General features: G+C 62.6%; 12 protein-coding genes and 1 pseudogene. 8 read left to right on the top strand and 5 right to left on the bottom strand.

Going from position 1 to position 13497, the window contains the following annotated elements; all coding sequences use genetic code 11:
- Positions 1 to 19: 19 nt before the first annotated feature.
- The 5 genes and pseudogenes from BMW66_RS17000 to BMW66_RS20880 all read right to left on the bottom strand — a co-directional run bounded on the left by BMW66_RS17000 (position 20) and on the right by BMW66_RS20880 (position 3623).
- A complete protein-coding gene (locus BMW66_RS17000; RefSeq protein WP_093120210.1) occupies positions 20 to 1051 on the bottom strand; it encodes a MaoC family dehydratase in 1032 nt (343 codons plus the stop codon).
- Entirely contained in the window at positions 1052 to 1255 is a 204-nt protein-coding gene (locus tag BMW66_RS16995; protein ID WP_093120208.1) for a DUF1737 domain-containing protein, read from the bottom strand.
- 3 nt (positions 1256 to 1258) lie between these two features.
- A complete protein-coding gene (locus BMW66_RS16990) occupies positions 1259 to 1807 on the bottom strand; it encodes an NnrU family protein (RefSeq protein WP_093120206.1) in 549 nt (182 codons plus the stop codon).
- A 34-nt stretch (positions 1808 to 1841) separates the two neighbouring features.
- Entirely contained in the window at positions 1842 to 2696 is an 855-nt protein-coding gene (locus BMW66_RS16985; protein WP_093120204.1) for an HpcH/HpaI aldolase/citrate lyase family protein, read from the bottom strand.
- Between the two features lie 187 nt (positions 2697 to 2883).
- Positions 2884 to 3623, bottom strand: a pseudogene (locus BMW66_RS20880) (sulfite exporter TauE/SafE family protein).
- Positions 3624 to 3788: 165 nt separating this feature from the next.
- Between BMW66_RS20880 and mdh the strand changes: the two are divergent.
- The 8 genes from mdh to BMW66_RS16940 all read left to right on the top strand — a co-directional run.
- Positions 3789 to 4751, top strand: coding sequence for a malate dehydrogenase (gene mdh / locus BMW66_RS16975; protein WP_093120203.1), 963 nt, complete (start codon positions 3789 to 3791; stop codon positions 4749 to 4751).
- Positions 4752 to 5009: 258 nt separating this feature from the next.
- Positions 5010 to 6203, top strand: coding sequence for an ADP-forming succinate--CoA ligase subunit beta (sucC, locus tag BMW66_RS16970; protein ID WP_093120201.1), 1194 nt, complete (start codon positions 5010 to 5012; stop codon positions 6201 to 6203).
- Positions 6204 to 6280: 77 nt separating this feature from the next.
- On the top strand, positions 6281 to 7162 hold the full coding sequence (gene sucD / locus BMW66_RS16965; protein WP_093120200.1) for a succinate--CoA ligase subunit alpha: 882 nt from the start codon (positions 6281 to 6283) through the stop codon (positions 7160 to 7162).
- 226 nt (positions 7163 to 7388) lie between these two features.
- The gene (locus BMW66_RS16960) at positions 7389 to 8186 is read left to right on the top strand and encodes a hypothetical protein (protein ID WP_217639331.1); all 798 of its coding nucleotides are present in this window, start codon (positions 7389 to 7391) and stop codon (positions 8184 to 8186) included.
- Between the two features lie 100 nt (positions 8187 to 8286).
- A complete protein-coding gene (locus BMW66_RS16955) occupies positions 8287 to 11244 on the top strand; it encodes a 2-oxoglutarate dehydrogenase E1 component (RefSeq protein WP_093120197.1) in 2958 nt (985 codons plus the stop codon).
- 4 nt (positions 11245 to 11248) lie between these two features.
- Entirely contained in the window at positions 11249 to 12811 is a 1563-nt protein-coding gene (odhB, locus tag BMW66_RS16950; protein ID WP_093120195.1) for a 2-oxoglutarate dehydrogenase complex dihydrolipoyllysine-residue succinyltransferase, read from the top strand.
- 186 nt (positions 12812 to 12997) lie between these two features.
- Positions 12998 to 13267, top strand: a complete 270-nt coding sequence (locus BMW66_RS16945) for a hypothetical protein (RefSeq protein ID WP_093120194.1) — start codon at positions 12998 to 13000, stop codon at positions 13265 to 13267.
- A partial coding sequence (locus BMW66_RS16940; RefSeq protein ID WP_342741883.1) for a helix-turn-helix domain-containing protein occupies positions 13261 to 13497 on the top strand: 237 nt, incomplete at its 3' end. The genes BMW66_RS16945 and BMW66_RS16940, both read left to right, overlap by 7 nt.

Here is a 13497-nt window from a genome sequence, read left to right as displayed (position 1 = left end):
GTGCGAAAACCCGTCCCGATCAAACCGGCATCAATGCCCAGTAGTCGAGATCAAGCAGCACCTCCGGCAGGTATTTCCCCGCTTCATCCCGAAGCTGGAACGGCGCGCCCTCGCTCGTCGCCACCAACCGAAGCCGGATCGCCCCCACACCCGGCGCGGGTGTCTCCGCCTTGTCGAGCACTTCGGACCACGCCCGCACCGTCCTGCCTGCTAGACATGGGTTGGCATGGGCCCCGCCATTCAACGCCACGATCATCTGGGCATTGGCCAACCCATTGAAACTCAACGCTCTTGCAAGCGAAATGACATGCCCACCATAGATGAGCCGGTTGCCGTCGGCGCGCACCGTGGCATCGAAATGCACCTTCGCGGTATTCTGCCACAGCCGGGTGGCAAGCATATGCTCGGCCTCTTCGACGGTCACGCCATCCACGTGGTCGATCCGCTCACCCACGGCGTAATCGCCCCAGCGATGCGGCTCCCCGGCGAGGGTGAAATCATAGCCCGTGAAATCAAGACCATCCGGGATCGCAAGATCCCCCGGCGCCACCGCTTCCGCCAGCTCCGGCACCACCGGCTCAGGCGCGGGATTGCCAATATCGCGCTTGCGCACCATCACCCAGCGGACATACTCCAGCACCACCTCGTCGCGCTGGTTATGGCCCTGCGTCCGCACCCAGACTACCCCGGTCTTTCCGTTGGAATTCTGTTTGACACCAATGACTTCCGAACTCGCCCGCAGCGTGTCGCCGGGGTAGACGGGCATCCGCCACCGCCCCTGCGCATAGCCAAGATTGGCCACCGCGTTGAGCGATATATCCGGCACCGTCTTGCCGAACACCAGATGAAACGCCGCCAGATCGTCGATCGGGCTTTCGGGCAGGCCGCAACTGCGGGCGAATTCATCCGAGGAATACAGCGCATGCCGCGCCGGATAGAGCGCGTGATAAAGCGCCCGCTCCCCTCCCGACACAGTGCGCGGCACCGCATGGTGGATCAGCTCGCCCACGGTGTAGTCCTCGAAAAACCGGCCCGGATTGGTCTTGGCCATTCACTGTTCCCCCAGTTTCATGTCGGGCGAATAGCTCCGCTCGACCTCTTTCACCACCGCCTGCCCGCAACGCATCACCCCGTTGGCGGCATCGAACGCATAGGTGGGGGAGCCATGAAGCACCCACCCCTTGCTAAGCGCCTCCGTCACCTTGTGACAAAAGGCCGGCGTGTCATCCGCGCTCAGAAACCGATAGAGTTTCATGGCCTACCCCGGGAACGGCCAAGGGCCGATCATGCCGTGGATATAGCCGACGACCACCAGCAATACGGCAGACGCGACAAGGAACATGGCGTCCTTGGCGATGCTGCCCTTCGGTCCGGGTGTCCAGCCCGGCTCTGCCCGGTTGATCACGCCCATCATCACCACGCTCCACAGGCCCAGCCCGCCAAACAGGATCACCGACGCCAGATCGCCGTTCACCAGCAGATGCGACACCGCCCAGAGCGCGAAGCCCGTCTGCATCGGGTGCCGCATCCGGTAGAAGATCGCGCCCTTCTTCGGCCCCGGACTCATGAAATAGAACGCCAGCAACATCAGCAGGTTGTTGACATGCAGTGTCCATCCCGGCGGATACCACAGGTTGACAAACGGCGCCGCCCGATAGCCCAGCACCATCAGCACGATCGACAGCAGAACGCCGACCGCCACCAGCCCCTTGCCCTTGTCCCCAAGGGCCGCGCGCTGTTTGGGCAATATCCGCTTGAACTCATGCGCCACGATCCACAGCAGCACACCCAGAATAAGAAGTTCCATGACCGCTCCCCCGCGATGTTTCCTGCCTCAAGTCCTAGCCCGAAATCGCTGTGATTGCATCCGCCTTCGCAAGAATCTCGCGCGCTGTGGCGACATGCAGGTTCTCGACGATCCTGCCATCCACCACGGCCACCCCCTTCCCCGATGACTCGGCCTCTTCAAAGGCGGCGATCTGGCGGCGCGCGAGGTCGATCTCGTCTTGCGTCGGGGCAAAGGCCGCATTGGCGATCTCGACCTGCGCGGGATGGATAAGCGTCTTGCCGTCGAACCCCATGTCGCGGCCCTGCGCGCATTCCGCGCGCAGCCCCTCGTCGTCCTTGAAAGCGTTGTAAACCCCGTCCACGATCACCAGCCCCTCGGCCTTGGCGGCCAGCAGGCATAGCCCGAGCCCCGCCATCAGCGGCTGGCGGTCGGGCCGGAACCGGGTCTGCAATTCCTTGGCAAGATCGTTGGTCCCCATCACGAAGCCCGCCATCCGCGGATACGCGGCAATTTCGGCGGCATTGAGCATCCCGCGCGGCGTTTCCATCATGGCCCAGATCGGTATCTCTCCGACGATTTCCGCCAGCGCCTGCACCTGCGCGGCGCTTTCCACCTTTGGCAGAAGCACCGCATCGCAGCCCATGTCGCGCGCCGCCTGCGCATCGGCGCGGCCCCAGTCGCTCTCAAGCCCGTTGATCCGCACGATCCGCATCCGCGCGCCGTATCCTTTGGCGGCCAGCGCTTCGGCAAGGATGCCCCGTGCATTGGCCTTTTCCTCCACCGCGACCGCATCTTCGAGATCGAAGATGATCGCATCCACCGGAAGGCTTCGCGCCTTGTCCAGCGCCCGCTCCTTGGAGGCGGGGATGTAGAGAACGGAACGAAAGGGGCGGTTGCGTTGATCCATGACTTCTCTCCGAAATAATCTTGCGCGGAGACAGCCAGTTTTTGCCGATAAGTTCAAGGGTGGATTTGCCGCGATGCGGCAATACCCCGCGCGACCGCCATGTTAACTTCAGTTTACCTTGTCGTGACCATACTTCCTCTGGTTCGGTCAATGGCCGAAGCGATGCGACAAACCTCCGGCCCGACCCTCACAAACCGAGACCGTCCCATATGAGTTTGGCGCCCGTCACGGTCAGCAGCACATAGGTGATGGCAAAGAACGCCCGCTCCGGTACAATCCAATGCGCCTTCACGCCAAGCCAGGCCCCGAGAAGCGCGAAAGGCGCCAGAAGCAGATCCGCGACGAAGGTCTGCGCCGTGAAGATACCAAGAAAGGCATAGGGCACGAACTTCAGGATATTGATCACCCAGAAGACAAGAACCGTGGTCGCCTGATAGGTGGTCTTTCCGATCCCCTGTGACAAAAGGTAGACGGCGGCGGGCGGCCCCGCCCGCATGGCTCACGAAACTGGTGAACCCGGCCGCCAGCCCCTCCAGAAGTCCCGCCCACCCCGGAAGCCGCGAGCTCGGCGCATGGCGTCCGGGTCAGAGCCCCCAAACCACGACGACCCCCCCCCCGAGATCCCCCCGATCAACAGTCGCAGCAGATCGTCGTCGGCCACCGCGTACAGCCCCGCACCAAGCGCCGTGCCCCAAGGATCAGAAGCCGCCCGTCCGGCCAGCTCCATTGTTTCCAGTATGGACGCAGCGTCGCCGCGTCGATCAGCATCAGAAGCGGCAGCATCAGCCCGATCGCCTCTCTGGGCGGCAGAACCAGCGCCAGAATCGTCGCGCTCGCAAAGGCCGCCCCCGATCCGAAGCCCCCCTTCGAGATGCCCGCGAAGATCACCGCCGGTACGGCGATCGCGCAAAAGCCCGGCTCCGTCATGCGCCCTGTCCTGCCCGAAAAATCCCCTCTGGCCCAGTGCTTACCGCGGCGCACCCCGGCTGTGCAATCGCCCCTCGGCGCCGCGCTGCGGCGCAAATACCTTGCGCCGAGGGGGATTCCGCACTACCCATCGCGCAAATTTCAACCGGACCGGAGACTTTTCCCATGGCACGACCCAAAATCGCCCTCATCGGCGCAGGTCAGATCGGCGGCACGCTCGCCCATCTCGCCGCCCTGAAAGAACTCGGCGATGTTGTCCTCTTCGACATCGCGGAAGGCACCCCCGAGGGCAAGGCCCTCGATATTGCACAAACCGGCCCCGTCGAAGGCATCGATGTCAAACTCAAGGGCACGCAATCCTACGAGGATATCGCCGGCGCGGATGTCTGCATCGTCACCGCCGGTGTCCCGCGCAAGCCGGGCATGAGCCGCGATGATCTTCTCGGTATCAACCTCAAGGTCATGAAGGCCGTGGGCGAAGGCATCGCCGCCAACGCGCCCGACGCCTTCGTGATCTGCATCACCAACCCGCTTGACGCGATGGTCTGGGCACTGCGCGAATTCTCGGGTCTGCCGCGCGAAAAGGTTTGCGGCATGGCTGGCGTTCTCGACAGCGCGCGCTTCCGTCACTTCCTCTCCGAGGAGTTCAACGTCTCCATGCGCGATGTGACCGCCTTCGTTCTGGGCGGACACGGCGACACGATGGTGCCACTGGTGCGCTATTCCACCGTGGCCGGCATCCCGCTGCCTGATCTGGTGCAGATGGGCTGGACGACGCAGGACAAGCTTGACGCGATCGTGCAGCGCACCCGCGACGGTGGGGCCGAAATCGTCGGCATGCTCAAGACCGGCTCGGCCTTCTACGCTCCGGCCACCGCCGCCATCGAGATGGCCGAGGCTTACCTCAAGGATCAGAAGCGCCTGCTGCCCTGCGCGGCATGGGTCGATGGCGCGCTTGGTCTCAAGGGCATGTATGTGGGTGTGCCCACCGTGATCGGCGCCGGCGGCATCGAACGGATCGTCGACATCAAGATGACCAAGGACGAACAGGCCATGTTCGAGCACTCCGTGAAAGCCGTGAAGGGCCTCGTGGACGCCTGCAAGGGCATCGACAGTTCGCTGGCCTGAGCCTGACATATCCCGAACCCGAAAGGCCCGCCCCACATCCGGCGGGCCTTTCTTTGACCCCTTCGGCCGCGACGCCGCATGATTCTCCTTGTTTTATGCCAAATTCGTGATGTTTCCATTTTGTGATCACACGATTTTCGCCTGTGATCACAAAACCGGGAAATTCCGCGAAATTCCCCCCGATCCGCAAAAAACCGTTTAAACCGCCCCCCCTCTTGTGCCTATACCAAGGTAATCGCAGCAAGATGGGACAGCTTCATGAATATCCATGAATACCAGGCGAAGGCGCTCCTTCGCTCCTACGGTGCCCCGGTTTCCGAAGGGCGCGTCGTCCTGAAGGCCGAGAATGCAAAGACCGCCGCGGGCGAGCTTGACGGCCCGCTCTGGGTGGTCAAGGCACAAATCCACGCCGGCGGTCGCGGCAAGGGCCATTTCGAGGAATCCGGCGCCGGTGAAAAAGGCGGCGTGCGCCTGACCAAATCGGTGGAGGAAGCCGCCGAGGAAGCCAAGAAAATGTTGGGCCGCACCCTCGTGACCCATCAGACCGGCCCGGCAGGCAAGCAGGTCAACCGCATCTATATCGAAGACGGCTCCGGCATTGAGCGGGAACTTTACCTCGCCCTGCTGGTGGATCGTGTGAGCAGTCGCGTGTCCTTCGTCTGCTCGACCGAAGGCGGCATGGACATCGAAGAGGTCGCCGCCAACACTCCCGAAAAGATCCTGTCCTTCTCGGTCGATCCGGCCACCGGCTATCAGCCGTTCCACGGTCGCCGCATCGCCTTTGCCCTTGGACTAGAAGGCGCGCAGATCAAGCAGTGCGTCTCGCTCATGGGTCTGCTCTACAAGGCGTTCATCGAGAAAGACATGGAGATGCTGGAGATCAACCCGCTGATCGTGGCCGAGGGCGGCGCGCTCAAGGTGCTCGACGCCAAGCTCAGCTTCGACAGCAATGCGCTCTATCGTCACGACGACATCGCCGCGCTGCGCGATGAGACGGAGGAAGATCCCAAGGAGCTTGAGGCGTCCAAATACGATCTCAACTACATCGCGCTGGATGGCGAGATCGGCTGCATGGTCAACGGCGCGGGCCTTGCCATGGCAACGATGGATATCATCAAACTCTACGGCGCGGAGCCGGCCAACTTCCTCGACGTGGGCGGCGGTGCCACCAAGGACAAGGTGACCGAAGCATTCAAGATCATCACCTCCGACAAGAACGTCAAGGGCATCCTCGTCAACATCTTCGGCGGCATCATGCGCTGCGACGTGATCGCCGAGGGCGTGATCGCCGCGGTGAAAGAGGTCGGCCTCAAGGTGCCGCTGGTGGTCCGCCTGGAAGGCACGAACGTCGACAAGGGCAAGGAGATCATCTCCAATTCCGGCCTCGACGTGATCGCCGCCGACGATCTCAAGGACGGCGCACAGAAGATCGTGAAGGCGGTCAAGGGATAATCGTAGAGTGGGTGCAAACCCACCTCTGAACAAAACAATGGTGGGTTTGCACCCGCCCTACACAGGAGCCAAACTCCATGGCAGTCCTCGTAGACGAAAACACCAAAGTCATCTGTCAGGGCCTCACCGGCTCGCAGGGGACATTCCACACCGAACAGGCCATCGCCTATGGCACGAAGATGGTTGGCGGCGTCACGCCGGGCAAGGGCGGTCAAACCCATCTCGACCTGCCGGTGTTCAACTCCGTGCATGAGGCGAAGGCCAGGACCGAGGCGAACGCCTCCGTCATTTACGTGCCGCCGCCCTTCGCCGCCGATTCCATCCTTGAGGCGATCGACGCCGAGATGGAGCTGATCGTCTGCATCACCGAAGGCATCCCGGTGCTCGACATGATGAAGGTCAAGCGCGCGCTGGAAAGCAGCAACTCCACCCTGATCGGTCCGAACTGTCCCGGTGTCATCACACCCGACGCCTGCAAGATCGGCATCATGCCCGGCCACATCCACAAGCGCGGCAAGGTCGGCGTGGTCTCGCGCTCCGGCACGCTGACCTATGAGGCTGTCAAACAGACCACCGATGTCGGTCTGGGCCAGTCCACCTGCGTCGGCATCGGCGGCGATCCGATCAAGGGAACGGAGCATATCGACGTGCTGGAATGGTTCCTTGCCGACGACGAGACCGAGGCGATCATCATGATCGGTGAAATCGGCGGCTCCGCCGAGGAGGACGCCGCCGAATTCCTCGCGTCCGAGCGCAGGAAGGGCCGCTGGAAACCCACCGCCGGATTCATTGCCGGCCGCACCGCGCCGCCGGGCCGCCGCATGGGCCACGCGGGCGCCATCGTCGCCGGTGGCAAGGGCGGCGCCGAGGACAAGATCGAGGCGATGAAGGCCGCCGGGATCGTTGTCGCCGACAGCCCTGCAACCTTGGGCGAGGCAGTGCTGAAGGCAATTGGATGATCTGATGCCGTTGGATACCGCGCAACATCCCGGGCAGGCCAATCAGGCGACACGGGATCAGGGCCGTCGCGCCCTGATCCACATTGGACTGCCCAAGACGGGAACGACGACGATTCAAGGCTTTCTGGCCGAGAATGCCCATCTCCTTGCTGCGCGGGGCATTCACACCCAGCATCCCGACACCTATCCGGCATGGTTCCGAAATGCCCATGCGGGCCCTGCCATCGTGGCGCTAACGCGGGCAGGCAGGCTGATCCCGAACCTAGTGCTCCGCAAGAAGCTCGGTGTCACGACACTTCAGGATCAGGCCCGCTTCGCCAATGAGTTTGAAACGAAATTCGGCGCGTTCGTTCGCGATCGGCCCTCCGGGCTTTTCGTGATTTCAGGCGAACCGATGTATAATTTGCTGGATAAGCCCGATTTGATCCGCACGCTTGACGGCTTCTTCGCCGAGTATTTTCCGCAGCGCAGCTATCTTGTCTATCTGCGCGATCCGGTCGATTGGGTGGCAAGCCAGTACTCGCAGTCCATATCCAGCGGGCAGGACATCAATTTGCGAACGCTGATCGACCAGGTTGCGCGAAGGGACCAGTTCGCGCAAATCGCCGCGTGGGACGATCTGCTGCCAGAGTGCGGTATGCAGGTGCGCTTGCTGGAACCGGACACCCTCCACGGCGGCGGGTTGCTGTCCGATTTGTGTCACGTCATGGGATGCAACCTTGATGGCCTGCATGTGTCGAGGGATCGCAAACTTGGCCTCGCGCGACACGAAATCGCGCTTCTCCGATATGCCAACCGATTGGGCAAGAACGATCTCGGCTGGCGGCTGCTGCGACAGACGAGACGTTTCCGCTTCTCTGGGCGACGTGGCTCTTTCAAGTTGCCAAGGCACCACCGCGATGCCGTTCGCGCGATGTTCGCCTCCTCGATCGAACGGATACGCGCGCGCTATTTCCCGAACCGGACAAGCTTGTTTGGCGACAAGTCAACACCGGCTCATACCCTGAAGGACGCCACCCCATGATTCGCGTTTCTTGCACCACCAGCGCAATGCAGACGGCACCTTCGCCGCGCGCCCCCCATGCCGCTGTCGAGTGCCGCCATACCCAACCCGAGGTTTTCCCATGACCGACCAAAGCCCCAACGATCAGTTCCATGCCTCTTCCTTCATGCAGGGGCACAACGCCGAATACCTCGAACAGCTTTACGCCCGCTACGCGAGCGATCCCGAGGCCGTGGACGAGGCATGGCGCGACTTTTTCAAACAGCTTGGCGACAATGACAGCGACGTGCAGGCAGAGGCGACGGGCCCCTCGTGGGCACGCCGCGACTGGCCCCCCATGCCCGCCGACGATCTGACCGGCGCCCTTACCGGCGAGTGGCCCGCCCCGGCCGAGGTCAAGAGCGCGGGCGACAAGATCAAGGGAAAGGCCGCGGAAACGGGCGTCATGCTCACCGACGAGGCGGTACAGCGCGCCGTGCTCGATTCGATCCGCGCCCTGATGCTGATCCGCGCCTACCGGATTCGCGGCCATCTGGTCGCCGACCTCGACCCGCTGGGGATGCGCGACCAGACCCCCCATCCGGAACTTGATCCGAAATCCTACGGTTTCACCGAGGCCGACATGGATCGCCCGATCTTCATCGACAATGTGCTGGGCCTTCAGGTCGCCAGCATGCGGGAGATTCTCAGCATCGTGAACCGCACCTACTGCGGCACCTTTGCGCTCCAATACATGCATATCTCCGATCCGCAGCAATCGGCTTGGCTCAAGGAGCGGATAGAGGGCTTCAACAAGGAAATCCGCTTCACCCGTCGCGGGCGCAAGGCCATTCTCAACAAGATGGTGGAGGCCGAAGGCTTCGAGAAATTCCTGCACGTCAAGTACATGGGCACCAAGCGTTTCGGCCTCGACGGGGGCGAAAGCCTCATTCCCGCGATGGAACAGATCATCAAGCGCGGCGGCGCACTGGGTCTGAAGGAGGTCGTGATCGGCATGCCCCACCGTGGACGGCTGAACATTCTGGCCAATGTGATGAACAAGCCCTACCGCGCCATTTTCAACGAATTCCAGGGCGGCAGCTTCAAGCCCGAGGATGTGGACGGCTCCGGCGACGTGAAATACCATCTCGGCGCAAGCTCCGACCGCGAATTCGACGGCAACACCGTTCACCTGTCGCTCACGGCCAACCCCTCGCACCTGGAGGCGGTGAACCCGGTCGTGCTCGGCAAGGTCCGCGCCAAGCAGGATCAGCTTGGCGACAAGGACCGCACGCAGGTTCTGCCCATCCTGCTGCATGGCGACGCGGCCTTTGCCGGTCAGGGCGTGGTGGCGGAATGTTTCGCCCTGTCAGGCCTGCGCGGACACAAGACGGGCGGCACCATGCACCTCGTGGTCAACAACCAGATCGGCTTTACCACCGCGCCGCATTTCTCGCGCTCCTCTCCCTATCCCACCGACAATGCGCTGGTGGTCGAGGCGCCGATCTTCCACGTCAACGGCGACGACCCCGAGGCCGTGGTCCACGCCGCCAAGGTCGCGACCGAGTTCCGGCAAAAGTTCCGCAAGGATGTGGTGATCGACATCATTTGCTATCGTCGCTTCGGGCATAACGAGGGCGACGAGCCCATGTTCACCAACCCGATGATGTACAAGAAGATCAAGAGCCACAAGACCACGCTCTCGCTCTATACTGAACGGCTGGTGAAGGACGGTCTCATCCCCGAAGGTGAGATCGAGGACATGAAAGCGTCCTTTCAGGCGCACCTGAACGAAGAATTCGAGGCCGGGAAGGATTACAAACCGAACAAGGCCGACTGGCTCGATGGCCGCTGGTCGCATCTCGACAAACAACGAGAGGACTATCAGCGCGGCACCACCTCCATCGCCCCGGACACGCTGACCGAGATCGGAGAGGCGCTCACCCGCGTGCCCGAGGGGTATCCGGTCCATCGCACCGTCGACCGCCTGCTGGCCGCCAAGCAAGAGATGTTCTCCTCGGGAAAGGGGTTCGACTGGGCCACCGCGGAGGCGCTCGCCTTTGGCTCGCTGCTGACCGAAGGCTACCCGGTTCGCCTCTCCGGTCAGGACAGCGCCCGCGGTACTTTCTCGCAGCGTCATTCCGGCCTCATCAACCAGGAAACCGAGGAACGCTACCTGCCGCTCAACCACATCCGCGGCGGGCAGGCGCAGTTCGAGGTGATCGACTCCCTGCTCTCGGAGTATGCGGTACTCGGGTTCGAATATGGCTACAGCCTCGCCGAACCAAACGCCCTGACCTTGTGGGAGGCGCAGTTCGGCGATTTCGCCAACGGTGCGCAGATCATGTTCGATCAGTTCATCAGCTCGGGCGAAAGCAAATGGCTGCGCATGTCCGGCCTCGTCTGCCTGCTGCCCCACGGCTACGAGGGGCAGGGTCCGGAACACAGTTCCGCCCGGCTGGAGCGTTTCCTGCAAATGTGCGGGGGCGACAACTGGATCGTGGCCAACTGCACCACCCCGGCCAACTATTTCCACATCCTGCGCCGGCAGTTGCACCGCACCTTCCGCAAGCCTCTCATCCTGATGACGCCGAAATCTCTGCTGCGTCACCGCCTCTGCATCTCCAACGCGACGGATTTCACCGACGGGTCGAGCTTTCACCGGGTGCTCTGGGACGATGCGCAGAAGGGGCACTCCGAACTGACGCTCAAACCTGACGACGAGATCCGCCGCGTGGTGATGTGTTCGGGCAAGGTCTATTACGACCTTCTGGAAGAACGCGACAAGCGCGGCCTCGATGATGTCTACCTGCTGCGGTTTGAGCAGTTCTATCCCTTCCCGGCGATCTCGGCGGTCAAGGAACTGGAACGGTTCAAGCAGGCCGACATGGTCTGGTGCCAGGAAGAGCCCAAGAATCAGGGCGCCTGGACCTTCATCGAACCCAATATCGAATGGGTGCTGGATCGTATCGGGGCCAAGAACACCCGCCCGATCTATGCCGGGCGCTCCGCTGCGGCCTCGCCCGCCACGGGCCTCGCAAGCCAGCACAAGGCACAACAAGAGGCGCTGGTGAATTCCGCGCTGACCATCGAAGGATAACGACATGACCACCGAAGTGCGCGTCCCAACCCTAGGCGAATCCGTGACCGAGGCGACCGTGGCCACATGGTTCAAGAAACCCGGAGATCCCGTCGCCGTGGATGAAATGCTCTGCGAGCTGGAAACCGACAAGGTCACCGTCGAGGTGCCAAGCCCCACCACCGGCAAGCTGGGCGACATCGTCGCCGCCGAAGGCGAAACGGTGGGCGTCGATGCGCTTCTGGCGACCATCGCGCCCGCCACGGAGGCCGGATCGGAACAACCCGAGGAGCGCCCCGCGGAAAGCAAGAAATCCGCGCCGGACGAAGACGAGGAGGACGCGGACAGCGATAGCGGCGCAAGCGTCGATGTCATGGTGCCCACTCTGGGCGAGTCGGTCTCCGAGGCGACGGTTTCCACATGGTTCAAGAAGGTGGGCGATACCGTCGCGCAGGATGAAATGCTCTGCGAGCTGGAAACCGACAAGGTCTCGGTCGAGGTGCCAAGCCCCGCCGCCGGCACGCTGTCCGAGATCGTGGCAGATGAGGGCGAGACCGTGGAGGCTTCCGCGAAACTGGCGGTGATCTCCTCCGGCGATGGCGCCAAGTCTGCCCCGGCCAAATCCGGGGCGAAGTCCGACGCCAAGACCGAGGCCGCGCCTGCACCCTCCTCCGACACCTCGGGCAAGGACGTGGAAAACGCACCGTCGGCCGAGAAGCTGATGGCCGAAAAGGGAATCGACCCGGCGACCGTGAAAGGCACGGGACGCGATGGTCGCATCATGAAGGAAGACGTGCAAAAGGCCATTGCCAGCCCCTCGCAACCCAAGACCTCCGAGGCCGCCGAACCGGCCTCCACCCCGCGCGCGCCGGTGCCCGCCGACGATGTCGCGCGCGAGGAGCGGGTGAAGATGACCCGCCTGCGCCAGACCATCGCCCGCCGCCTCAAGGACGCGCAGAACGCCGCCGCGATCCTGACAACCTACAACGAGGTGGACATGACCGAGATCATGGCCCTGCGCGGCGAATACAAGGAACTTTTCGAGAAGAAACACGGCGTCAAGCTGGGCTTCATGTCCTTCTTCACCAAGGCCTGCTGTCACGCGCTGCGCGAGGTGCCCGAGGTCAACGCCGAGATCGACGGCACCGACATCGTCTACAAGAACTTCGTGCACATCGGCATTGCCGCCGGCACGCCGCAGGGCCTTGTCGTGCCGGTGATCCGCGACGTCGACGCGATGAGCTTTGCCGAGATTGAAAAATCCATCGCCGAAAAGGGCAAACGCGCCCGCGACGGCAAGCTGTCCATGGCCGAAATGCAGGGCGGGACCTTCACCATCTCCAACGGCGGCGTCTATGGCTCGCTGATGTCCAGCCCGATCCTCAATCCGCCGCAATCCGGTATTCTCGGAATGCACAAGATCCAGGACCGCCCGATGGTCGTGAACGGCGAGATCAAGATCCGCCCGATGATGTATCTCGCGCTTTCCTACGATCACCGCATCGTCGACGGCAAAGGCGCCGTGACCTTCCTCGTGCGCGTGAAAGAGGCGCTTGAGGATCCGCGGCGGTTGTTGATGGATTTGTGAGAAAGGTCCGTGATAAAACAGCGCCAACCAGAGGGCGGTGCCCGCCCCCCACGGGTGGGCGAGAAGCGCCCGCCCGTGGGGGGCGGTCGGGCGCTGCCCGGGCCGCACGCGCCCCGGGCGAGGGAAACCAAAGTACCCAATGCGCAATACGGCATCGTTTCTTCGACTATTGTGGGACAGTGATCTATGGATGATCTGCAGCGCAGCGAAACGGTGATTGCAAAAATTCTGAGTCTTTTGATGGAATGGGGCATTCAAGAGACGCAGTTGGAGTTTTCGGAACTTGATCTCTCTGACGAATATCGTCCCTTCTTCTTTTCTTGCGTCAAATGGTTGGAAGCAGAGGGAGTCATTAGGTGTCCCATCCCGGATGATCATATAGACCCTCGCCGAACTGCATTGTTCATGGCAAGATCGATCCTGCGCGAGGTTCGGGACGAGGAAATGACATGCTGATCTCTCTTCACAAGCAGGCCACCACGACGCCGAAGGTGCGGGCGGCGATCCAGGCGAGCACTGAGCCGGCGTGGGTCGTGGCGGAGCGCTACGGCATCTCCGAGCAGACCGTTTGGAAGTGGCGCAAGCGCGACAGCGTGCAGGATCGCAGCCACACGGCGCGCCGGTTGCAGACGACGCTGACGCCGACGCAGGAGGCTGTGGCGGTTTCCTTGCGCAAGAGCCTGTTG

The organism is Salinihabitans flavidus, assembly GCF_900110425.1.
GTDB lineage: Bacteria > Pseudomonadota > Alphaproteobacteria > Rhodobacterales > Rhodobacteraceae > Salinihabitans > Salinihabitans flavidus.
This window is presented reverse-complemented; position numbering and strand designations above follow the sequence as displayed.